The organism is Streptomyces cahuitamycinicus (assembly GCF_002891435.1).
Classification (GTDB): domain Bacteria; phylum Actinomycetota; class Actinomycetes; order Streptomycetales; family Streptomycetaceae; genus Streptomyces; species Streptomyces cahuitamycinicus.
Window position 1 is genome coordinate 1 of sequence record NZ_POUC01000087.1, and the last position, 23,939, is coordinate 23,939.

Annotated in this window: 13 protein-coding genes; 10 read left to right on the plus strand and 3 right to left on the minus strand. The window is 69.4% G+C overall.

Annotated features, from left to right (window positions below; all coding sequences use genetic code 11):
• Both C1J00_RS14625 and C1J00_RS14630 read right to left on the minus strand, forming a co-directional pair.
• On the minus strand, window positions 1-1,004 hold a 1,004-nt coding region (locus tag C1J00_RS14625; protein ID WP_102909525.1), incomplete at its 3' end, for an AI-2E family transporter.
• A 249-nt stretch (window positions 1,005-1,253) separates the two neighbouring features.
• Window positions 1,254-2,033, minus strand: coding sequence for a polysaccharide deacetylase family protein (locus tag C1J00_RS14630; RefSeq protein ID WP_102909526.1), 780 nt, complete (start codon window positions 2,031-2,033; stop codon window positions 1,254-1,256).
• A gap of 395 nt (window positions 2,034-2,428) precedes the next feature.
• On the opposite strand from C1J00_RS14630, the gene C1J00_RS14635 reads away from it, so the two are divergent.
• On the plus strand, window positions 2,429-7,645 hold the full coding sequence (locus C1J00_RS14635) for a family 43 glycosylhydrolase (RefSeq protein ID WP_102909527.1): 5,217 nt from the start codon (window positions 2,429-2,431) through the stop codon (window positions 7,643-7,645).
• Window positions 7,646-7,982: 337 nt separating this feature from the next.
• Here the strand turns inward: C1J00_RS14635 and C1J00_RS14640 are convergent, their stop codons facing one another.
• Window positions 7,983-8,282, minus strand: coding sequence for a hypothetical protein (locus C1J00_RS14640; protein WP_146046189.1), 300 nt, complete (start codon window positions 8,280-8,282; stop codon window positions 7,983-7,985).
• Between the two features lie 474 nt (window positions 8,283-8,756).
• On the opposite strand from C1J00_RS14640, the gene C1J00_RS14645 reads away from it, so the two are divergent.
• From C1J00_RS14645 to C1J00_RS14685, 9 genes are all read left to right on the plus strand, one after another.
• Complete coding sequence (locus tag C1J00_RS14645) at window positions 8,757-11,927, plus strand: putative bifunctional diguanylate cyclase/phosphodiesterase (RefSeq protein ID WP_180989557.1); 3,171 nt, start codon at window positions 8,757-8,759, stop codon at window positions 11,925-11,927.
• A 122-nt stretch (window positions 11,928-12,049) separates the two neighbouring features.
• A complete protein-coding gene (locus C1J00_RS14650) occupies window positions 12,050-15,283 on the plus strand; it encodes an amino acid adenylation domain-containing protein (protein ID WP_180989558.1) in 3,234 nt (1,077 codons plus the stop codon).
• On the plus strand, window positions 15,277-16,068 hold the full coding sequence (locus C1J00_RS14655) for a leucyl/phenylalanyl-tRNA--protein transferase (RefSeq protein ID WP_102909531.1): 792 nt from the start codon (window positions 15,277-15,279) through the stop codon (window positions 16,066-16,068). Before C1J00_RS14650 ends, C1J00_RS14655 begins: the two co-directional genes overlap by 7 nt.
• A 300-nt stretch (window positions 16,069-16,368) precedes the next feature.
• Window positions 16,369-16,749 (plus strand): response regulator, encoded by a 381-nt coding sequence (locus tag C1J00_RS14660; protein ID WP_102909532.1) that lies wholly within the window; start codon window positions 16,369-16,371, stop codon window positions 16,747-16,749.
• Entirely contained in the window at window positions 16,749-17,123 is a 375-nt protein-coding gene (locus C1J00_RS14665; protein WP_102909533.1) for a response regulator transcription factor, read from the plus strand. The genes C1J00_RS14660 and C1J00_RS14665 overlap by 1 nt, the downstream gene beginning before the upstream one ends.
• Window positions 17,120-18,217 (plus strand): HEAT repeat domain-containing protein, encoded by a 1,098-nt coding sequence (locus tag C1J00_RS14670; RefSeq protein ID WP_102909534.1) that lies wholly within the window; start codon window positions 17,120-17,122, stop codon window positions 18,215-18,217. Before C1J00_RS14665 ends, C1J00_RS14670 begins: the two co-directional genes overlap by 4 nt.
• 2 nt (window positions 18,218-18,219) lie before the next feature.
• The gene (locus tag C1J00_RS14675; protein WP_102909536.1) at window positions 18,220-19,701 is read left to right on the plus strand and encodes a glycosyltransferase family 2 protein; all 1,482 of its coding nucleotides are present in this window, start codon (window positions 18,220-18,222) and stop codon (window positions 19,699-19,701) included.
• Entirely contained in the window at window positions 19,698-21,797 is a 2,100-nt protein-coding gene (locus C1J00_RS14680) for an ATP-binding protein (protein WP_102909535.1), read from the plus strand. The genes C1J00_RS14675 and C1J00_RS14680 overlap by 4 nt, the downstream gene beginning before the upstream one ends.
• 395 nt (window positions 21,798-22,192) lie before the next feature.
• A partial coding sequence (locus C1J00_RS14685; protein ID WP_180989559.1) for a PAS domain S-box protein occupies window positions 22,193-23,939 on the plus strand: 1,747 nt, incomplete at its 3' end.

Sequence of the window (23,939 nt, forward strand, 5' to 3'; positions counted from 1 at the left end):
CATACGAGATGAGCGCTAGTCTCGTGGGCTCGGAGATGTGTATAAGAGCCAGCGGCCCAGCTCATCACGATGGGGTGCAGGAGGTGGCCCTCGATCTGGCCGATGACCACGATCAGGGCCACCACCACCAGGGCGATGAGCGGCCCCTTCGACGCCAGGGCGACGACGGCGGCGACCGCCAGGGCGATGGGCGAGCCGATCAGCGGGATGAACGCCGCCAGGAACTCCAGCAGGGCCAACGGCACGGCCAGCGGCACCCCGAGGGCGTACAGCGCGATGCCCACGAGGACCGCGTTGGTCGCCGCCACCAGCAGGATGCCGTGCGTGTAGCCGGTGAAGGTCCGCCAGGCCGCACCGGCCCCGACCGCGAATCGCTGCCGGGCCCGGTCGGGGAGCTGGTCGCACAGCCACTGCCACTGCTTCTCGCCGGAGTGCGTGAAGAAGACCGCGCAGAACAGGGCGAGCGCGAGCACGGTCAGCACCTCGACCAGCCGGCTCGCGCCGCTGACCGCCGTACTGATGATGGTGGAGCGGTGGTCCGACAGGAGCTTGCCGATCCGGGACTGGAGATCGTCGAAGGCGTCGGCGGGCAGCCGGAAGGGCGGTTCCTCCAGCCGGCGCTCGATCCGGTCGATCCCGGCCACGAACTCCTTCTCCAGCCCGGTCCGCTGGTCCGCCACGGTCTCACCCACCAGGGCCAGTGCCCCGAGGACGAGGACGATGCCGCCGATGAGCGCGGCGGCGACCGCGAGCGGCCGGGGCACGAACCGGGCCAGCAGACCGGCCACCGGGCGGAGCACGGCGGTGATCACGAGACCGAGGAAGACGGCGACGGCGATCCGGTGGAACTGCCCGAGCACGGAGAAGGCGACCCGGACGACGATGCCGACCGCGATGAGCCGCCACGCGTACGCGGCGGCCGTCCGCAGCACGCCCGGTACGCGCGACTCGGCATCGTTCAGGCGCGGCAGCGCCGAGGCGGGTGGACCGGGGGGCGTCGACATCTCATGCCCGTACCACCCTGGGGCCGTCGAACCGCGGGGTGAGCCCGGAATTCCCCCGAAGGCCGGTACGGGCCGGCGGAGGGGCCCGTCGGGAGCCCGACGCGATGGTGCGGGCGTTCGCGACGTGACCGTGCCGGAGTTCGCGACGCGATGGTGCGGGCGTTCGCAACGCGATGGTGCGGGCGTTCGCGACGCGATGGTGCCGGCGTTCGCGGCACGGCCGTCCGGAGTCCGGACGGCCGCAGGGCGTCAGCGTACGGGGAAACCGAAGGAGTACCCCTGCTCCTTCAGCCACGGCAGGAGCTCCCGCAGGGCGGCGACGGTCTGCGAGCGGTCTCCGCCCGCATCGTGGAAGAGGAGGGTCGGGCCGTTGGAGATCTCGTTCTTGACGGTTGCGACGATGGCGTTCGCGCCGGGGCGCTCGAAGTCCTTGGAGTCGATGTTCCAGCCGAGCGGGCGCATGCCGCGGGCCGCGGCGAGGTGACGGCTGGAGGGGGTGAAGGCTCCTCCGGGAGCCCGGTAGTACAGGGGGCGCACACCCCCGGAGGCCTTGGTGATCATGCGCTCGGCGTCCCTGATCTGCTCTGACTGGTAGGCCTTGGATTTGTGATCCATGGTGACGTCGTGCGAGACCGTGTGGTCGCAGAGCCGGTGCCCGGCCGCCACGACCGCCTTGACCAGGCCGGGGTGGGCGCGAGCCTGTGTGCCCACCATGCAGAAGGTGGCCTTCACACCGTTGTCCCGCAGCAGCTCCAGCACGTGAGGTGTCCAGACGGGGTCCGGTCCGTCGTCGATGGTGATGTTGACGCCGCGTGCGCCTGCGTCCGAGGCGTGCACGATGCCCGCCGGCACCGGCGCAGCCTTCCGGTCCTGGGACGGGGCGGGAGGCGCCGCGACGCCCCGGTCGGGTCCTCCCTCGCCGGAACCGACCTGCGCGTTCCAGAACGAGGTCAGGCCGGCCACCGCGGTCACCCCGAGCGCCGCTGCCAGCACCTTGGCGTACCATCCCCGTCCGCCGCTTCCCACCATGTCTTCTGTTCCTTCGCCGTCGCCGTGGAGCCCGTCCGTACGGCAAGAGGGCGGCCGGCGGTCGGCGGATCCGTCTGTTACCGATCACGGACAATCCCGCTGCTCGGTGGTATCCCTACGGCCTGGGCGACCCGGTGGTCCGTGCAGGCAGGGGCGACGGCCGACCCGCCCGTCCGGCCCGGTGAAGCACCACGAGTCGGACGATGGTGTTCGGCCAGTCGGACATTGTTCGAAACCTCTTGACGCTGGCCCGGGTGCCGACTGAAACTCTCGCAACACACTTCACCTGCGTGTGCGGCAGGCCCACGGCAAGACTTGCCGTCGCCTCGTCGGCTCCTCCTTTCCGTACCGCTGCCTTGTCCGTCATCAGCCATGCCTCAGCAGGGAACCTTGACATGACGCACGTCGCACGACTTCGCAGCCGCGCGAGACGCCGGGCGGGCCATCTCGCCGGACTGACCGCCGCGTCGATGCTGCTCACCCTCGCCGGACCCGCCGTCTCCGCACAGGCCGCCTCGGCGGCTCCGGCGGCCGAAGCCGCGGACATCACCGACGGCCTGGCCCTGTGGTACAAGCTCGACGCCGGCTCCGGCGGTACCGTGACCGACGCCTCCGGCAACGGCCGCAACGGCACGGTCAGCGGCACCGCCGACTGGTCGGCCTCCGGGCAGGGGCTCGCCTTCAACGGGTCGGACACCTACATCAAGGTGCCGGACGACGTCATGAAGGGCATGGACGCGATCACCGTCTCCATGGACGTACTGATCGACCCCGCCCAGAGCACGCCCTACTTCCTCTACGGCTTCGGCAACACCAGCGCGGGCAGCGGCAACGGCTACCTGTTCACCACCGGCAACTCCTTCCGCACCTCCGTCGCGACGGGCAACTGGTCGACCGAGCAGACCACCAAGCCCTCCGACTCCCACAACCTGACCCGCGGCGTGTGGAAACACATCACCTACGCCCAGACCGGCTCCACGGGCGTGCTCTACGAGGACGGTGTCGAGGTCGCCCGCAACACCTCGGTCACCACCACGCCCGGCGCCATCGGCTCCGGCAGCACCAAGGCCAACTACATCGGCAAGTCCGTCTACGACGGCGACAAGCTCTTCAAGGGCCGGGTACGCGACTTCCGGGTGTACGACCGGGCACTGGACGGCTCGGAGGCCGAGCAGCTCTCCCTCCCCGTCGCCACGCAGGGCGTCGCCGACGACAGGGACGCCCTCAGCCTCGGTGACACCAGTGGCGTCACCGCCGACCTGGACCTGCCGAAGACCGGCCCGGCCGGCGGTTCCGCCATCAGCTGGGACAGCGACAACCCGTCCGTCGTCTCGGACACCGGCAAGGTGACCCGCCCCGAGGCCGGCTCACCGGACGGCCGCGCCACCCTCACGGCAACCCTGAAGAAGGGCACCGTGACCGGCACCAAGACCTTCGACGTCACGGTCCGGCCCGCACTCGACGACGCGGCCGCCGTCCGGCAGGCAGCCGAAGCGCTCACGGTCCACAACCTCGACGACGCCCGCGGCAACCTCACCCTGCCCAGGAGCGGTGCCCTCGGTACGGCCGTCACCTGGTCCTCCGCGAAGCCGGACGTCGTCTCGGCCGGCGGCGAGGTCCACCGGCCCGCGCACGGCGACGGCGCCACCACCGTCGAGCTGACCGCCACAGTCACCAAGGGCGAGGCCGAGGCGACCCGCGGCATGACGGCCAAGGTGCCCGAGCTGCCCGCCGACGCCGCCCTCAAGGGCTACATGTTCAGCTACTTCACCGGCGAGGGCACCTCCGACGGCGAACAGCTCTACGCCGCCCTCAGCAAGGGCAACGACCCGCTGCACTGGCGCGAGTTGAACGACGGCAAGCCGGTCCTCACCTCCACGCTCGGCGAGAAGGGCCTGCGCGACCCGTTCATCATCCGCTCCCCGGAGGGCGACAAGTTCTACCAGATCGCCACCGACCTCAGGATCTACGGCAACGGCGACTGGGACGCCTCCCAGCGCACCGGCAGCAAGTCCATCATGGTCTGGGAGTCCACAGACCTGGTCCACTGGACGAACCAGCGCCTGGTCAGGGTCTCGCCCGACAGCGCCGGCAACACCTGGGCGCCGGAGGCCTTCTACGACGCCGAGCGCGGCGAGTACGTCGTCTTCTGGGCGTCGAAGCTGTACGACAACGCCGACCACTCCGGCGACACGTACAACCGCATGATGTACGCCACCACCCGCGACTTCCACACCTTCAGCGAGCCCAAGGTCTGGATCGACCGCGGCTACTCGGTCATCGACTCCACGATGATCCGGCACGACGGCACCTACCACCGTCTGTCCAAGGACGAGCGGAACAACAGCTCCTCCACCCCCAACAGCAAGTTCATCTTCCAGGAGAAGAGCGACTCGATCCTCGACCCGTCCTGGACCCCCGTCGCCGAGGGCATCGGCAAGGGCGCGATGAACGCCGCCGAGGGCCCGCTGGTGTTCAAGTCCAACACCGAGGAGAAGTGGTACGCGTTCCTCGACGAGTTCGGCGGCCGCGGCTACATCCCCTTCGAGACGACCGACCTCGACTCCGGCACCTGGACCCCGTCCACCGGCTACGACCTGCCCGCGAAGCCCCGCCACGGCACGGTGCTGCCGGTCACCCAGGCCGAGTACGACCGGCTGCTGCGCGCCTACCAGCCCGACCAGATCGTGAAGAGCGTCGAGGACGTCTCCGTGAAGACCGGCATCGGCAAGGCACCGGTGCTGCCGGCCACGGTGATCGCCGAATACGCCGACGGCGTCAAGCGGCCCGTCTCCGTCGACTGGGAGGACGTCCCGGCGTCGAAGTACGCCCAGGCCGGCACCTTCACCGTCACCGGCAGCCTGCCCGGCGGCGCCGCGATCCCGGTCCGGGCCGAGGTCACCGTAACGAACGAGGGGCCGGACGTCCCGGCGGACCTGCTGCTGCACTACGACTTCGACGAGACCGGCGGCAGCATCGCCCGTGACTCCAGCGGGCACGGCCACCACGGCACCTATGTGCGGACACCCGACTTCGGCACCGGGGTCGAGGGCGGCTCGTTCAAGATGTCCGGTGACTCGTCCAGCTCGCCGTACGTGAAGATCCCGAACGGTGTGCTGAAGAACGCCGGCAGCGTGACGGTGTCGACGTACGCCAAGTGGAAGGGCGGCAGCAGCTTCCAGTGGCTGTTCGGGCTCGGGCCCGACAGTGACAAGTACCTGTTCGCCACCCCCTCCAACGGCGGCTCCAGCCTCTACTCGGCCATCACGAAGGCCAGTTGGTCGGCGGAGTCGAAGCTGACGGCCGGCTCGCAGCTCACGCCCGGCCAGTGGCGGCACGTCACGGTGACGCTGGACGGCGCCACCGGCACGATGGTCCTGTACGCCGACGGCGTCGAGGCCGCCCGCACGACGACCACCGTCAAACCGTCCGAGCTGTACGACGCGGCCAAGGACCACAGCGGCTACATCGGCCGGTCCCTGTACGCGGCCGACCCGTACTTCGGCGGCGAGGTCGACGACTTCCGCGTCTACGACCGGGCCCTCACGGGCACCGAGGTCATGCGGCTCAGCGGCAACACCGCGGGCATCGCCAAGGCGACGCACCCGGCGCTCAAGGTGGACGCGCTCGTCGACAACGCGGGCGGCACGGTCACCCTGCCGATGAAGGCGGGAACGGACCTCACCGCGCTGGCACCGGAGTTCACGCTCGCCGAGGGCGCGACGATCAGCCCCGCCTCCGGCAGCGCGCGCGACTTCACCCGGCCGGTGACGTACGAGGTCACCGGATCGGACGGCAAGAAGCGCACTTGGAAGGTCTCGGCACTGATCATGAAGTCCCCGGTCCTGCCGGGCCTGAACGCCGACCCGAACATCGTGCGCTTCGGCGACACCTTCTACATCTACCCGACGACCGACGGCTTCGAGGGCTGGAGCGGCACACAGTTCAAGGCCTGGTCCTCCACCGACCTGGTCCACTGGAAGGACCACGGCGTCATCCTCGACCTGGGGCCGGACGTCGCCTGGGCGGACAGCAGGGCCTGGGCGCCCGCGATGACGGAGAAGGACGGGAAGTACTACTTCTACTTCTGCGCCGACGCGAACATCGGCGTCGCGGTGTCCGACTCGCCCACCGGGCCGTTCAAGGACGCCCTGGGCAAACCACTGCTGAAGGCCGGTGACTTCCGCGGCCAGATGATCGACCCGGCGGTCTTCACCGACGACGACGGAAAGCAGTACCTCTACTGGGGCAACGGCCGTGCCTACGTCGTCCCGCTGGGCGACGACATGACCTCCATCGACACCTCGCAGGTCAAGGACATCACCCCGAGCGGCTACAACGAGGGCACCTTCGTCATCAAGCGCAAGGGCACCTACTACTTCACGTGGTCGGAGAACGACACACGGGACGAGAACTACCGCGTCGCCTACGCGACCGGCCCCTCGCCCACCGGCCCGTGGACCAAGCAGGGCGTCATCCTGGAGAAGGACCTGTCCCTGGGCATCAAGGGCCCCGGCCACCACTCCGTCGTCCAGGTCCCGAACACCGACGACTGGTACATCGCCTACCACCGCTTCGCCATCCCCGGCGGAGACGGAACCCACCGCGAAACCACCATCGACAAACTGGAGTTCGGCTCCGACGGCCTGATCCAGAAGGTCGTTCCGACTCTCGGCGGCATCGACCCGGTCACCGTCGTCCACGCCGGGCCGGACGCCACGGGTGCCGAGGGCGAGGCAATCACGCTCGCCGGCACCGTCTCCGGGGCGGGCACCCCCAAGTGGACCGTTCCGGACGGTGCCCCGTGCACCGTCAAGGACCCCGCGGCGGCCCGCACCACCCTCACCTGCACCGACGACGGCACCTTCCAGGCCACCCTCACCGGCGGGCGCGGCAGCGACACCGCGACCGTCAAGGTCTCCAACGCCGCCCCGTCGATCACCTCCGCCAAGGGCCCCGGTTCGCCCCTCGCGGTGGGCAGGGCCGCCGTCGTCACCGCGTCCTTCGACGACCCGGGCACGAGCGACCGCCACACCTGCACGGTCGACTGGAAGGACGGCAGCCGGCCGACGACCGGCACGGTCACCGACTCCGGCTGCCGCGCCGCACACGTCTACGACGACGCGGGCATCCACCGCCCGGTCGTCACGGTCACCGACGACGACAAGGGCACGGACAGCACCACGCTCGCCGAGCTGATCGTCTACGACCGTGCAGCCGGGCCCGCCGCCGGCGTCGGCACGATCACCTCGCCGGCCGGTGCCTACCCGGCCAGGCCGGGGCTGGCCGGAAAGGCGGCGTTCACCCTGGGCGCCCAGTACCGCAAGGGCGCCGCCGTCCCCACCGGCAAGGCCACGTTCGTCTTCGGCTCCGCCCGGCTGGCCTTCCGCTCGACCGGTTCCGACTGGCTCGTGGTGGACGGCCCCCGGGCCGTCTACCAGGGCACCGGCACGGTGGGCGGCAAGGGCGGCTACGCCTTCAGAGTCACCGCCACCGACGGCCCGGACACCTTCCGCATCAAGATCTGGAAGAAGTCCACCGGCGACGTCCTCTACGACAACCGGACCGGCGCGAGGACGAAGGGTGTCGTCACCATCGGACACCGCGAGTAAGGACGTGCGCCGAGTGGCCGGGACCGGGCCCGGACCCGGTCCCGGCCACTCGGCTCTGACGAGGATTGCCGCACGCGCGGCCGTTGCCGCCGTCCTCCATGACTCCCCCGTCCAACCCTCGCGCGGGCTCCTCGCTGTGCGGTCCGGCGAGGCGGAGCTGAGCCGGATCACCGGCGTCAAGACCCCTCCGGAACGCCTCTCGACGGCGGGCGGGACAGTATCGCGGCCCATGAACAACAACGCCCCGCTCCGCGGCCTGGGCCGCACCGAGGACGCGAAGAGCGGCTCAGGTGGCAGGCCGTCCCGCCGGGCGCTTGTCATATGCCCTTGGAAGTTGCTAGCCCGAGCTGAGCTCCGACTTCAGCCCGCTGCGGGTGAGGAGCCGGGTCTTGTGCGAAGTTCTCGGGCAGGTCGCGCTGTTCGGCTCGCATCGCCTCGAAGTGCAGCGGCTTCGGCGGCGACGTGAGGCGTACGGCGCGGTGGAAATCGCAGTCGGCTTCTCTGCCCGCGTGATCTCCTCCACGAGGTCGAACGCGTCGCGGAAGGCGTCGTTCAATTCGCGGGGATGCTCCTTGGCCCAGGCCGAGCCGGTATCACCGCCGAGTTGCGGCAGCGTCATGACGATGCTGCCGATCATGAGCATCGGAGGGCGTGACACGACGGCCGCTGCGGAGAAGAGCCAACTACCTGAAGGAGGAGAGGTTCTGCGGTAGTCGCAGAGCACGGGCCTGCACCCTTCCGTCAGGAGCCGACCCTCGCAGAAACCGGACCGGCTCCGGTCTCCGCAGACCCGCATGTTCGCGCATGTCGCGGTATTCCGCGAGGCGACGCGGTATATCGCTGCAAGAGTGCGAGAAGGGGCAATCCCGGTAAGCTGGATGAGGGCACGTCGATGTCTCGGTGCAGAAGGAGACCGCACAACGGTGAGCGTGTACACCGGAGACCATGTTCACCGGCAATCCTGATTCACAGGCGATCAGGGTCGAGTCCCGGCTCGGGGCCGGAGAATTCTCCTTCGTCAGCTCGGTTCCACGGGCCTCTCCGCCGTCACCGGTGCCGTTCGCCCAGCTCACTCCGCCCAGCAAGTGGTCATCTCAGGAGGTTAGTTGGGATGAACGCGCGACTGCGAAGCCAAACTGCGATGGCCGTCGTCAGCTCATGTATCGTCTCGCTGACGGCGCTCTACTATCTGTTCCCGGAACAACGGCTGCTCTTCGTCACCATTGGAGCGACCGGCGTCATCGGTATCGTCCTTGGTGTCTTTCTCAACCATCCGACGCATCGACTCCCCTGGCTGCTTCTCGCCGCGGGAAATTTCGCCTTCGCCGCAGGCCAGGCCACCCAGATCATTCTCATCCAGTTGCTCAACGAAGAGATCCCGTTCCCGTCGATCGCTGACGGCTTCTATCTCGCGGCATATCCGCTCTATGCGGCGGGGCTGCTGGGCTTCGTGCGCTGGCGCACGAGCTGGCGCGACCGGGCGAGCCTGGTCGACGCGCTGACGCTGACCGTCGGTCTGGCGTTGCTGTCGTGGCTCTTCCTCATCGATCCGTACGCCCGCGCCGCGGGTCTCACCTGGGTGCAGAAGGCGTTCGCCATCGCCTATCCGCTCGGCGACATCCTCGTCCTGGCGATGCTGCTGCGGCTGCTCGTCGGCCGTGGCGGCAAGAGCCGCTCGCTCATGCTGCTCACCGCAGGCACCGTCGGCCTGCTCACCGCCGACGTGTTGTACGGCCTCATCCAGCTGAACGGGACGTGGCGCACGGGTAGCGCGGTCGAACTCGGCTGGGCCGTCCTGTACGGCGCCTGGGCGGTTGCCGCGCTCCATCCGTCCATGCGCTTGCTGACGCAGCCGCTGCCATGGCGAGCCGAGACCGGCACTGGCCGGCTGGCCCTGCTTACCCTGGCGTCGCTCATCGCGCCCGCCATCCTCCTGACGGAGGCGGTGCGCGGAGTGAGATCCAACGTCGGCGTCATCGGGGTCTTCTCCGCGGTGCTCTTCCTCCTCGTGCTGTACCGCCTGGCGGGGGTGGTGGCGACCCACCGGCGGGCGGTCGGCCGGGAGAAGGTACTGCGCAACGCGGTGTCGTCGCTGGGCGGAGCGGGCGAGCTGCGGGATGTGGCCGCGGCCGTCCACTCCGCGGTTTCGGGGCTGATGTCGGACGGCCCGCCACGTTCCGTGCTGTTCACCCTGCCGGACAGCACACTCTGGGTGAACGGGGACCACAGGGTCCTGCGCGGGCCCCTGGCCGCGCGGGCGACCGCAGCCGTACAGGAGCTGATCGCGTCCGGCGAGAACCGCCTGGTGACCCTCGACGGTGTGGGGCCCGCCCTTGTCGACCACCTCACGGTGGAGCCCACCCGCAACGACCACGCGTTGGTCTGCCGGCTCGCCGCGCCGGGTCACTCCTCGGACGATCGGCTGATCGGGGTGCTGATCGTGGCAGGGCAGGAGCACGACCTGCTCATGCTCCGGGACACGCTGGTGACTCTCGCCGCACAGGCCGCACTTGCGGCGGAGCGGGTCACCCTCGCCCAGGAGGTCAACCAGCGCAACAGTGAGGTGTATTTCCGCACGCTGGTGCAGAACGCCTCGGATGTCATCCTGATCCTCGACGACGATGACCGGGTCCGTTACGCCAGCCCCTCCGCCGACCAGGTGCTCGGCCTTCCGGACCTGGAGGGCACCCTCCTCGTCGATCTGGTGCCACCGCAGGACAGCCGCGCCGTGGTCGAGACGCTCGGCCGGATACGCAGGGGGGAGCCGCAGACCGGGCGCGAGCACTGGCGCGTGGTCCGCGCCGACCGGTCGTCCATCGAGGTCGAGCTGAGGTGGAGCGACCTGCGGGAGGAGGCGACCGTCGGTGGAGTGGTGCTCACGTTGCGGGACGTGACCGAACAACGCAAACTAGAACGCGAACTCACCCACCAGGCGTTCCATGACTCGCTCACCAACCTGGCCAACCGCGTGCTCTTCCAGGACCGGGTCAACCACGCCCTGGCGCAAGCTCAGCGCGACGGCACGGTGGTCGGCGTGCTCTTCATCGACGTGGACGACTTCAAGGTCGTCAACGACATACACGGCCACGGTGTGGGTGACGAACTCCTGGTCGCGCTGTCACTCCGGCTGCAGACGACCGTCCGTGCCTCCGACACCGCCGCGCGCATCGGTGGTGACGAGTTCGCGCTGCTGGTGGAGGGCTCCCTCGCGACAGAGGGCGTGGAGCGGTTCACCGAACATGTGATGACCGTGTTCGACGAACCGTTCCGGCTCAGCGTGGGGCCGATGAGCACGTACGCCAGCATCGGCGTGGCGACGACGGAAGACAGCATCGACTCGGTCGAACTGCTGGCACACGCCGATCTCGCGCTGTACTCGGCGAAGACGGCGGGCAAGCGCCAGTGGCGCCGCTACCACCCGGAACTGCAGAGCGGTATGGCCGAGCGTGCCAACTTGCAGGAGGCCCTGGACAGTTCGTCGATCGAGACGTCGTTCCTGGTGCTTTACCAGCCCATCGTGGAGCTGGCCAGTGGTCAGATCGCAGGCTTCGAGGCGCTCGTTCGCTGGCCCCACTCCACGCGCGGCATGGTGCTGCCGGAGCAGTTCATCACGCTGGCCGAGGAGAGCGGACAGATCGTCCCCCTCGGCGCCTGGGTGCTCGACCAGGCCGCGGCCGAGGCGGTCCGGTGGGAGGGCTCCGTGTTGCGCAGCAGGACGGCCGATCGCAAACCGCCCTACATCAGTGTGAATGTGTCGCCGCGTCAGTTCAGGGACGACGACTTCTACGACGTGGTCCGGCGTGCCCTGGATCTCTCCGGCATCGAACCCGCTTCTCTCGTACTGGAACTGACCGAGAGTGTGCTGATGTACAACGACGAGCGTATTCTGTGTGAGATGAATTCGCTCACAGAGCTCGGTATCCGTATCGCGATCGACGATTTCGGAACGGGCTACTCGTCGCTGAGTTATCTGCGTGAGTTCCCCATCTCCATACTCAAGATCGACAAGTCGTTCGTCGACGAACTCGGGCGATCGCCAGAACAGTACGCCCTCGTCGAGGGCATTGCGCATCTCGCGGACACGCTCGGCCTCACGGTCATCGCCGAAGGGGTGGAGAACGTGAGGCAGCAGGAGTTGCTGATCTCCATGGGCTGCGAGTTGGCCCAGGGCTACCTCTTCGCCGAACCGGTCAGTGCCGAGGAGGCGGGGCAACTGGTCCTCGCGCCGCCGCTCGGCCGCCTGGCCGGATCGCCTGTGAGGCCTGCGGAAGGTAAGCAGTGATGGCGGCGGACCTGTCCCGCCAGGGGCGCAGATAGCGCTCTCCGCAGGACGCCGCGCGAGGCAGGAGGCTCGAGTTGACGGAACATGATTCTCGGACGGCGGAGTCGGTTGCACCGTGCGTCGTGCTGCGCAACGACGAGGAGCAGTACGCGGTCTGGCCCGCAGACCGCCGGATTCCGGCCGGGTGGCATCGGATCGGCGGACCGGACTCCGCCACGTCGTGCGGGAGCCTGGTCGAGCGCCTGTGGACCGACATGCGGCCCGCGAGTGCCCGCGCCGAGCGGCCACCGGAGGCCTGGCCGGGAAGCGTGCCCGAGCTGGTGCGGGAGCGGGCGCGGCGTGAGCCGTCCGCTCTGGCGGTGCTCTCGGACGACGCTCAGCTCAGCTACGCCGAGCTGAGCCTTCGCGCAGACCGGCTTGCCGGCCGGTTGCGGGAATGGGGCGTCGGCGCGGAGTGCGTCGTCACCGTGTGCCTGGACCGCGTGCCCGAGCTGATCGTCACCCTGCTGGCGGTGCTGGACTCCACAGGCGCGTTTCTGCCCCTCGACCCGGCGACTCCGCGGCAACGAATGGTCGCACTGGTCGGGGAGACCGGTTCACGCCTCATCGTCACGAGCCGCGAGCACGCCCCGATGTTCGCCGGGTGCGAGGCGCGGATCGTCCACGCCGAAGCAGCCAAGGAACCGCCTGCGCAGGAGCCGCCGGGGGCACCACGGTCGGCACGCGGCCCCCGCCCGGACGACCTCGCCTACGTGATCTACACCTCCGGATCCACCGGACCGCCCAAGGGGGTGATGATCAGCCACCGGTCGCTGGCCCTCTCCCTCACGGCGGTGGTCGGGGCCTACGAACTGACGCCCTCCGACCGGGTGCTGCACGCCGCGGCGCTCGGCTTCGACACCTCATTGGAGCAGATCTTCGCCACGCTGATCAGTGGCGCGACGCTCATCCTCGCGGGAACCCCGACGTGGGCGCCCACCGACCTGTTGCGACGCCTGCCCGAGTACGGGATCACCGTCGCCGACCTGCCCCCCGCGTATTGGCACCGGATCGTCTCCGTCGCGGACCGCGGCGAGATGCTCGCGTCGCTGAGGCTCGCCATCATCGGCGGTGAGATCGTCACCGCGAAGGACTGCCGCGCCATTCTGCGCAAGATCCCCGGCGCACGGCTCGTCAACGCCTACGGGCTCACCGAGACCACCATCACCTCCACACTCTGCGACCTGAATCAGGAAGTGCTCGCAGCGCCGGACACCGCCGTCTCTCCGGTCGGCAGGCCCCTTAAGGGGAGTCACGTCCATGTGCTCGACGCCGAACTACGCCCGGTGGAGCCGGGCAGGCGCGGCGAGATCTACATCGGGGGTCAGGGCCTGGCGCGCGGTGTCTGGCGGCAACCCGCCCTGACCGCACGGCAGTTCCTGCCCGATCCGCACGGCTCCGCGCCGGGAGACCGTATGTATCGCACCGGGGACCTGGGCCGCCGTCGCTCGGACGGCAACCTGGAAGTGCTGGGCCGGGTCGACGACCAGATGAAGATACGCGGGTTCCGGGTCGACCCGGCGGAGATCGAGGCCGCGCTCGTGTCCCGTCCGGAGATCGGCCAGGCCATGGTGGTGGCCCGGACGCGTGACAACGGCGACCGAGACCTGATCGCTTACTACACGCCCGCCTCACCACCGACCGACGGCGAGGCGGCGCGGCGCGCACGTCTGCGGTCGGCACTCACCGAGGTCCTGCCGGGCTACATGATCCCGGCCGCCTTCCACGAGGTGGAACGAATGCCCGTCGCGGCCAGCGGAAAGCTCGACCGCAGGGCCGTACCGCAATCCGGGGACGCACCGACGACGGTCGGTGCCGACGACCGCCCACTGGTTCAGGGGATGGCCCAGCTGTGGTGTCAGATCCTGGGTGCTGACTACGTCGGTCCGAACGATGACTTCTTCGAGCTGGGCGGCAACTCGCTGCTGGCCATGGAGATGCTCGCCCGGACCCGTGTCATATTCGGCATCGGTGTCACACAGATCCGCGACCTGACCCGTTCACTGCTGCGGCAGCCGATGCTCGCCGCGTTCGCCGAGTCCGTACGCCAGGCACGCGCCGGCACGCTGACCCACCCGGACGGTTCGAGCGTCGACTTCGCCTCGGAGACCGATCGGCGCATACCGGCGGTGGGCCGTGACGCGCGGGCACCGGGTCCCCGTCACTCCGGCGACGTCCTCCTCACGGGGGCGACGGGATTCTGCGGCGCCCACATGATCGACGAGCTGCTGCGCAGCACGACGGGCCGGATCCTTTGCCTGGTCAGGGCCTCGGACGAGCAGCACGGTATGGAGATGATCCGCGCGAGCCACCAGCGGTACGTCCTCAGGGATCTGTCCAGCACGCGCGTCCAGCCGGTCGTCGGCGACCTGGGCAAGCCCGGACTGGGTCTGCCTCGCGGCCGGTTCGAGGAGCTGGGATCGACCATCGACGCCGTCTACCACTTCGGTGCCCAGGTCAACTTCATCTACCCCTACCACGAGTTGCGCGCGGTCAACGTCGACGGAACATACGAGATCATCCGCCTCGCCGCCGGCAGGGCCGTCCCCGTCCACTTCGCCTCCAGCATGGCGGTGCTCGCCGGATTCGGGCCGGCGGGGGTGCGCGAGGTGACCGAGAGCACGCCGCTGGGCTTCCCGGAGTATCTGTCGGTGGGATACGTGGAGACCAAGTGGGTTGCCGAGGCGCTACTGAAGAAGGCATCCGCCGAGGGATTGCCGGTCGCCGTCTACCGTCTGATGGACATCGCGGGCAGCAGTGGAACCGGCGTGATGAACACCAACAGTGAGATGGCCGCCCTCATCAGCTTCATCGCGCGGACCGGCCTGTGCCCTGACATCCGGCTGCCGCTGGACTTCCTGCCGGCCGATCACCTCGTCCGCGCGATCGGACACATCTCCACCCGCCGTCCCCCGCGCGGTGAGGTCTATCACCTCACCAACCCCCGTCCCGCACTCCTCGATTCGCTGGCCGAGCGCATGCGCCAACGGGGGCATCCAGTCCAGGAGATCCCGTACGCCGAGTGGATCGCCGCTCTGGTCACGTATGCGGCCGGGCACCCCACCGACGCGATAACACCGTTCGTGCCGCTCTTCGTCGACCTGTGCCACGGCGCCGACATCACCGTGAGCGAGATGTACTTCCAGGGCGTTTTCCCGGAGTTCACCCGCGACAACGCGGAGCGGGCACTGGTGGACGCCGGGATCGGCATTCCGCCCGTGGACGCGCAGATGATGGACCGCTTCATCGACTACCTGCAACAGGCCGAGCACGTAGGGCCGGTGAAGAACCGGGGGCAGGGAGCGGCGCGGTGGTGAGCCGATGCCCTCGATGGGAGGCGCTGGACGTGCTGGAAGCGGCGCCGGACGGTCCCGTGGCCTTCTCCGCCGACCTCAGTCCCGTCGGCCTCCTGGCGGCGTACCACGCCGGGGTCTATCCGTTCCCGGCATCCGACGAGTACACCCGTGCCCTCAACGAGGTGGTCTTCGCCGATCACGTCCAGGAGGGCCGCATCCCGCTCGTGGGGGAGGAGCCGGCCGATCCCTTCGCCGTTTCCTGGTGGTCCCCCGACCCAAGGCCGGTGCTGCCCGTCTCGGCCGCGCATCTCAGCCGCAGCCTCGCCCGGCGGCTGCGCAACGGGCTGTCGTGGTCGACCAGCCTGAACCAGGGGTTCGAGCGGGTCGTCCGCGAATGCCGCGGTGACCGTGTCCCGCTGTGGCTCACTGATGACCTGATCGCAAGCCTGGTCAGCCTGCACGAGCTGGGTCATGCTCACAGCGTCGAGGTGTGGGAGGACGGCAATCTGATCGGCGGCGTCTTCGGCCTCAGGGTCGGATCGGTCTTCAGCATGGACTCGATGTTCTTTCAGCGACCGGGCGCCTCGAAGGTGGCGGTGAGCGACCTCGCCGCGCGTTTCGCACAGGCCGGCGGCGAGCTGCTCGACGCGCAGCGGGACAGCCCGCACGTCCGCGATCTCGGTGGCATCCTCATGCCGCGAGAACAGTACGTGCGACGCCTCCGTCGCACCGCGCGTGACAGCCTCCCGATGCCCACCGCCACCTTGCCCGCCCGCCGTCTCGCCGAGCCCGCGGGATCGCGCTGACCGTGTTCGTCGCGCTGCCCGGCGCCCCGGGGCTGCTCATCCGAGGCCCTCTGCCGGAGCTTCCCGTCACCGTCTGTGATGGGCGGGGTGCTTGCCGGCCCGGATGCGGGACGCCCCGGTCGATCGGCTCCGGGCGGCTGGGCGCCGGATTCGCCCGGGTATGGCGCATGCCTCGGACCGGGCCTGCCCGGCCTTCGCCATGCGACGCGTCCCGAAGTGGGACAAATGGGGCATATGTGATGAAAGTTCACTATCGGTTCTAATGTGTGACTGATATCCGACTTCGTGGACAGGACGGTGATGTTTCCACCGCGCGTACTCGTGATCGAGGACGACCAGGATGTGAGCGCCCTGCTGGAGCGGCACTTCCGCGAGCGGGGATGCCCCGTGGCCGTCGCGCATTCGGGGGAGGAGGGGCTCGGCCTCGCCTTTGCCGACCCGCCGGACATCGCGGTCGTCGACGTGATGCTGCCCGGCATCGACGGACGGGAGGTCGTGCGCAGGCTGCGCGCGGACGACCGGACGAGGAGATGCCATCTGGTTGTCACCTCGGTGCTCGACCCTGAAGAGCTGAACGGCCTCGCGGACGAGGTGCTGCCCAAGCCGTTCCGGCAGTCGGCCGTGGTGCGGCTGGTTGACTCCTACCGGAGCTCCGTGGCCCAGGAGTCCCAGGAGGAGTAATGGCTCATGTCCTGATCGCTGACGACGACGCGGACATCCGGGATCTGGTGGCGTTCAAGCTGACCCAGAGCGGTCATCAGGTCACGGCCGTGGAGGACGGCATGGCGGCGCTCCGGGCAGCGCGTGAGAACACGGTGGACCTGGCACTGCTCGACATCCGGATGCCGGGCATGTCGGGTCTCGACGTATGCCGGGAACTGCGCGCCACGGCCCAGACCGCGACGCTCCCCGTCATCATGATCACCGCCCGGTCTCAGGAAGCGGACGTCGAGGTCGGCTTCGCGGCGGGAGCCGACGACTACATCATCAAGCCGTTCAGCCCCCGAGAGCTCTCCAGCAGGGTCACCGCCGTGCTCAACCGGGTGGAACGGTGATTTCCGCCGGCATCGTCCGCGGCGCGCTGCTGATCCTGCTGGCCGTCGTCCTGGTGCTGGGCCTGCTGATCGTCGGCAACCGTCTCGTCCGCAGGCACCGGGAGCGCAGACGCGAGCGGATCGCGGCACCGGTGCGCGGCTCCCTGCTGCAACTCCTGTGCGCGGAGGAGGACGAGCAGACCGAGCTGCTGAACCGACTGGCGGAGACCGACAGACGGACCTGGGCCGCGCTTGAGCCGACCCTTACCGCGCTGCTGGGCAAGGTCGCCGGCGGGGCCCGCACGGCGCTGGTCCGCCTGTACGAGTTGCGCGGGGCGGCCGTGGACGCCGTCGCCGACCTGTCGAGCCGCAGCGCGGCCCGGCGGGGGCGCGCCGCGCAGGTGCTCGGTCAGCTCAGCCACCGTCCCGCCGCCCCCTCGCTGTGTCGTCTGCTGGCCGATCACGACCCCGAGGTACGCCTGGCCGCCACACGGGCACTGGGCCGGTGCGGGGGACCGGAGGCCGTGTCGTACCTGCTGGAAGCCCTCCACGGACCGCGGGCCGTGCCGCCCGCCGCGGTCACCCGGGCGCTGGTCTCCCTGGGGCCGGAGGCACAGCGGAGTGTGGCCACGGGACTGGAACACCCGCAACCTCTCGCCAGAGCCGTGGCCATCGAGGTCCTCGGCGCGACCGGCGTGGTCTCGCGTACGTCCGAGATCGCCCGTGCACTGCGCGAGGACCCCCAGATCGAGGTCCGCGTCAAAGCGGCACGCGCGCTGGGCAGACTGGGCATGCCCGAGGGCCTGGAGCCGCTGCTGGCGGCTGTCCGGCCCGGTCAGCCGGTCGCCCTGCGCATGGTGGGCGCCGGGGCCCTCGGCACTCTGGGAGCCGTCGCCGCGACGGGCCCGCTGGCTGAGCTGCTCGGCGATCCCGACCGGCATGTGGCGGCCACCGCGGCTCGCGCGCTGCTGCAAATAGGTCCGGAAGGACGGGCCGAGCTGCAGGCGGCGGCCGACGACTCCGGCGGACCGGCCGCCGCCCAGGCCAGAGCCGTGCTCGCCGAATCTGCGGTCGGGGCCGCACGTGACGACGTCCGCGCGGAGGTGGCGCTGTGAACATGGCGGCCGGTGAACCGTGGGCGTCGCTGCTGGGCGCGGTGCACACGCTGATCACCGTGTGCGACAGCGTGGTGATCGTGTACTTCCTGGCCATCAACACCAGCTATCTGGTGCTGATCCTCATCGCTCTCGGGGAGTTCGTCAGAACGCTGCGCAGGGCTCCCTTCGCGGGCCATGACGAGGCCGCCACCAGTCCTCTCACCCCGCCCGTTTCCGTGATCATGCCCGCGCACAACCAGGCGGCCGGCATCGCCGAAGCGGTCCGGGCCATGTTGCTGCTGCGCTACCCGGAGTTCGAGGTCGTCGTCGTCGACGACGGTTCCACCGACGGCACGCTGGACGCCCTGCGGGAGGCCTTCGACCTCGCCGAGGTGGAGTACGTGGTGCCCGACGACATCCCCGTACGTGGCAGGGTCACCTCCGTCCATCTGCCCAGGGGCGGCCCCGTACGCCTTGTGGTGGCCCGCAAGGACAACGGCGGCAAGGCCGACGCGCTCAACGTCGGAATCAACCTGGCGCGCTACCCGCTGGTGTGCATGGTGGACGCCGACTCGATCCTCGACTCCCAGGCGCTCCTCGCGGTGGCCAAACCGTTCTGCGACGACCCGCAGCGGGTGGTCGCCTCCGGCGGTGTGGTAGGCCTCGCCAACGGCTGCACCGTCGTGGCGGGACGGGTGGTCGAGGCGCGTGTGCCCCCGGACCTGCTCGGACGCGTTCAGGTCGTCGAGTATCTGCGCGCCTTCCTGCTCGGCCGCACCGGATGGTCCAAGCTCGGCAGCCTGCTGATCATCGCCGGGGCCTTCGGTCTCTTCCGCAAGGACGCGGTCGTGGCGGTCGGCGGGATGGACCCCGACTGCATCGGCGAGGACGCCGAGCTGGTCATCCGCCTTCACAAGCACATGCGCGAGCAGGGCCGCGACTACCGCATCGTCTTCGTCGCCGAGCCGATCTCCTGGAGCGAGGCGCCCTCGCAGCGGAAGGTCCTGGCCCACCAGCGGCGACGCTGGCACCGCGGCCTGACAGAGATCCTGCTCAAGCACCGCCGCATGATCGGTAACCCCCGCTACGGCCGGATCGGCCTGCTGGCGCTGCCCTTCTACGTGGTCTTCGAACTGCTGGCCCCCCTGGTGGAGCTCGCGGGGCTGGTTCTCGTACCCCTGGGCGTACTGATGGGCGCGGTGGACGCCGACTTCCTGTGGCGCTTTCTGGTCGTGGCCTACGTCTACGCCGTCGTCGTCGGCATGGTGTCGGTCGCGGTGGAGGAGTACGCCTTCCACCGGTTCACGCGTTGGCGGGACGTCTGGGGAGGCCTCGTCGGGGTGGTGGCCGAGAACATCGGGTACCGCCAGCTGACGGCGTGGTGGCGGCTGCGCGGCATGTGGGACGGGTTGCGCAGGTCTCCCCAGGTGTGGGGTGCCATGACCCGGGCCGGATTCGACTCTCCCGGCCAGGTGACGGAGAAAGGGGGTGATCGTGCATGAGCGGTGCCTCCAGACGGGCCGGCGGCCGGGTGGCGTACCGGCTCGGCTTCGCATTCGGACTGCTGACCCTGTTGATCGCCCTGTGCGGAGCCAGCGCACTGATCGGCGCGCTGGTGCTGGAGAGCCAGCGCGACCGCATCGTCGACCGCGTGCACCCCGCCGAGGACGACAACGTGCGCCTGCTCAACGCCGGCGTCAGCGCGCAGCGTTCGATGCGGGGCTACTTGGTCACGGGGGACCGCAGCGAGCTCGCCGCCTTCCGTGGGGCCCAGCAGGCCATTGCGTCGATCACCGCCGAAGTCCGTGCGCACGATGTCCTGGACGGAGACGATCTCGCGACGCAGCAGCGGCAGATCGAGGCGTACCTGCGCGTGGCCGACGAGCAGGCGAACAGCATTCCGGGAAGCGCGCGGGCCATCGAGCTCACCCGTGAGGCCTCCCGGCGGTTCAACACGTTCGAGGTGACCAACGCCCGCCTGAACGACCAGATGAGCGAAGAAGAGAAGCGTCTGGACGACCGCGCCGAAACGGCGATCCGGGTGGGCATCGCCGGGCTCGGCGCCGCACTGGTCGCGGCCCTCACCGCGGCCGTGTACACGTCGGTGCACGCCACGCGCGCCCTGACCGGGCCGCTGCGGAGAACCGAGTGGACGCTCGGCCGGCTCACCGCCGGAGACCATGCGGCCCGGGCCGAGGTGACAGGGCCCGAGGAGATCCGGGCGGTGGCGCGGTCCGTCAACCTGCTTGCGGACGAGGGAGACCGGCTGCGCGCGGTCGAGCAGGAACGGCAGCGACTGTCGATGGGCGCGAGGGAAACCGGCATCCGGATCAGGGACCGCCTCGAGGTCGGCTACGTCCTCGACGCGGCGTGCAACGGCATCGGCGAGGTCCTGGCCGCCGACTACGTCTTCATCCTGCTCGCCGAGGACGGCGGCTCCGGATTTCCCCTGGCCCGCGTGTGGTCCGCGGAGCGGGGCCTTCTGCCCGACGAGGAGCGAAGGCGCATACCGACGTTCCCGGCCGACGTGGTCCGCGAACATTACAGGCGGGGGACGCCCTGGCTGGTCACCGACCTGCCCCAGTACGTCTCCGAGACCAGACCCGTGCCGGGCGCCCCCGGCTCCTTCGGGAAGACCGGTATACCGGCGGAGAACCGCGCTGCCGCGGCGGCGCTGGGCCTGGATTCGGCGGTGATCATCCCCATAGGGATGGGGGAGGAACCGATCGGCGCCGTGTCCGTGGCCCGTACCAGCGCCGACCGACCCTGGCGCCCGGTGGACATCGAAATCGCCGAGTCCATGGCCGGCGGCATCGGCCGGGCGCTGCACACCGCCCTTCTCTACGAGAAGGAGTCGGGTCTGGTGGACAAGCTGCGCGCCCTGGACAAGGCCAAGAGCGACTTCCTGTCCACCGTCTCCCATGAGCTGCGCACTCCGCTGACCAGCATCGTGGGATACATCGAGCTGCTGAAGGACGAGGACACCGGTCCGCTCTCCCCGTCCCAGCTGCGCATGCTGGAGGTCGTCGACCGCAACGCCAACCGGCTGCGGGCACTGATCGAGGACCTGCTCACGCTCTCCAGGATCGAGTCGGGAGCGTTCATCTCCCAAAAGGCGCCGATCGACCTGCGACAGCTGGTGGCCTCGGCGGCCGACGCGATCGAACCGGCCGCCGAGGCCGCCTCGGTCAGACTGGAGACGCGCTGCCCCGAGCAGCCGCTGGTGCTGGAAGCGGACGGCGAACAACTCGACCGGGTCCTGATGAACCTGCTGTCCAACGCGGTGAAGTTCACCCGCGCCGGCGGGACGGTCAGCGTACGGGCCGACGTGCAGGACGGGGAGGCGGTCCTGAGCGTGAGCGACACCGGCATCGGCATCCCCGCGGCCGAGCAGGAGAAGCTGTTCCAGCGGTTCTTCCGTGCCTCGAACGCCACCGAGCAGGCCATCCCGGGAACCGGTCTGGGGCTGACCATCGTGCACACGATCGTGGCGAACCATGGCGGCCGGACGCAGGTGCGCTCCGAAGAAGGCCGGGGAACCACGATCACCACCTGGCTGCCGCTCGCTGGCACGGACGGTACGGCGGACTCCGCCTGAACGGCGCTGCCGCGGCCTGAGTGTTCGGAGATGTCGTCCTGGAGGTGGCACGCCGTCCGTTCCGGGCACCGGCACGTCTGAAGCGGCCGCAGGCGGCTTGAGCCGCGGGGGAACGTGAGCCGCTCTGACCGGACTCCGGGTGCAGCCGTGCACGGGATGGGGATCGTTGTGGTCGGCGTGGTCGAAGTCGTCGACCAGTGCCCGGCCGCAGGGCCGGGGCGAATGCGGCCATCGCGTGCATGTCTTTCATGAGGAGAGCGGGGAGGGCCCCTGGGGCACGGCGATGGTGACGGTCCGCTGCCACCACTTGGCGGCGCGTTCCAAGATTGAAGGGCCGTCAGAAGGCGGTCATCACAAGCCACGGCATGCGGATGCCCGGCACCCGGGCTCCCCGAATGCCGCAACCCGACCGCAATCCGTTCAGCCTCTGCTCCCTCGATTTGCGATCTTTAGTGGTTCATTCTTTGCTTGATGTGTCCGACGAGCGGATCGCTTGGTCGCCGTCATCGCACGCCGCACCTGAACCGTCGCGACCGGTCTGTTCGGTGGTCCCGGCGCCGCGCCGCGTGGTCGCCGAGATGTGGAGGCGGACGATGGAACCGGAATCGACAGCCACGCCGAGGCAGTATGCGGCCGACGACGAGGAGCGGTTTCGGCTGCTGCTCAAGAACTCCCCGTACATGGTCTTCCGCCGGACGATGGAGGGCGTCTACCGGGAGGTGTCCGCCGCGGGTCAGGAATTGCTGGGCCGTCCGGCCGAGGAAATCGTGGGGACGTCGGTGAAGTCCTGGGTCCATTCGGCCGATGTGGAGGAATTCGAGTGGGCCGAGCGCGATCTGCTCCGCGACGGCCGGGTGGCGGTGTGCCTGCGTCTGCGGCATGCCGACAGGCACCCGATGTGGACGGAGATGACGTGCTGGGTGGTGCGGGACCCCGCAGGCGAGCCACTCGAAGTGCGCGGGTTCGTCCGTGAGGCAGAGGGGCAGCGGCGCAGGGAGGAAGCGCTGCGCTTGCTGCAGGATCAGGCACGTTCGGTCATCGAGACCGCCCGGGACGCCTTCATCTCCACCGACGAGGAGGGCCTGGTCATCGACTGGAACCTGAGCGCTGAGAAGCTGTTCGGATTCAGCCACCACGAGGCGATGGGCCGTCCGCTGACGGAGACGATCATTCCTGAGCGATACCACGCCGCGCACAACGCCGGTCTGCAACGGGTGCTGGCCGACGGAGAGTCCCATGTGCTGGGAGGTCAGGTCGAACTCACCGCCCGTCATCACGACGGTCACGAGATCCCGGTCGAACTGGCGGTGTGGCGGCTCAAGTCGGCGAAGGCGCGCTGCTTCAACGCCTTCATCCGGGACATCAGCGAGCGCAAGCAGGCCGAAGCCGCTCTGGCGGAGGCCCGCGACCAGGCGATCGCCGCGTCCCAGGCGAAGTCGCAGTTCGTCGCCTCCATGAGCCACGAGATCCGCACCCCCATGAACGGCGTCATCGGGCTGAGCGAGTTGCTGCTGGGCACCGAACAGGATGCCGAGCAGCGACGTTACGCCGAGGGCATTCATGCCGCCGGCACGGCACTGCTGACGCTGATCAACGACATCCTTGACTTCTCCAAGCTGGAGGCGGGCAAGCTCGAACTGGACGAGGTCGCCTTCAGCCCGCAGGTGCTGGTGGAGGAGGCCGTCTCGCTGGTGGCGCAGACCGCGCAGGCCGAGGGCCTGGAACTGCTCAGCGACTGCCATCCCGACCTGCCCGCGATGGTGCTCGGGGACTCCGGCCGACTGCGGCAGATTCTGCTCAATCTGGCGTCCAACGCGGTGAAGTTCACCGAATCCGGCGAGGTCGTGCTCCGTGCCCGCCCGGCTCCGGCCCGGCCACCCGCAGAGCAGGCGCCATGGCTGCGATTCGAGGTGGCCGACACCGGCATCGGCATCGCCACGGCCGATCAGGAGCGGATGTTCGACGCCTTCTCCCAGGCCGATGCCTCCACCACTCGCCGCTACGGAGGCACCGGTTTGGGTCTGGCGATCTGCCGCAGGATCACCGAGGCCATGGGAGGCTCCATCGGCGTCACCAGCCGTCCCGGCCACGGCAGCACCTTCTCCTTCTGCGTACCGGTCCGCGCCCCCGACGCCCCCGAGC

Bases quoted from the DNA above. Each gene is read 5' to 3' on its own strand.
- C1J00_RS14640 (WP_146046189.1), bottom strand. From the start codon at position 8,282: ATGATCGGCAGCATCGTCATGACGCTGCCGCAACTCGGCGGTGATACC.
- C1J00_RS14645 (WP_180989557.1), top strand. From the start codon at position 8,757: ATGAACGCGCGACTGCGAAGCCAAACTGCGATGGCCGTCGTCAGCTCA.
- C1J00_RS14630 (WP_102909526.1), bottom strand. From the start codon at position 2,033: ATGGTGGGAAGCGGCGGACGGGGATGGTACGCCAAGGTGCTGGCAGCG.
- C1J00_RS14675 (WP_102909536.1), top strand. From the start codon at position 18,220: ATGGCGGCCGGTGAACCGTGGGCGTCGCTGCTGGGCGCGGTGCACACG.
- C1J00_RS14635 (WP_102909527.1), top strand. From the start codon at position 2,429: ATGACGCACGTCGCACGACTTCGCAGCCGCGCGAGACGCCGGGCGGGC.
- C1J00_RS14680 (WP_102909535.1), top strand. From the start codon at position 19,698: ATGAGCGGTGCCTCCAGACGGGCCGGCGGCCGGGTGGCGTACCGGCTC.
- C1J00_RS14660 (WP_102909532.1), top strand. From the start codon at position 16,369: ATGTTTCCACCGCGCGTACTCGTGATCGAGGACGACCAGGATGTGAGC.
- C1J00_RS14665 (WP_102909533.1), top strand. From the start codon at position 16,749: ATGGCTCATGTCCTGATCGCTGACGACGACGCGGACATCCGGGATCTG.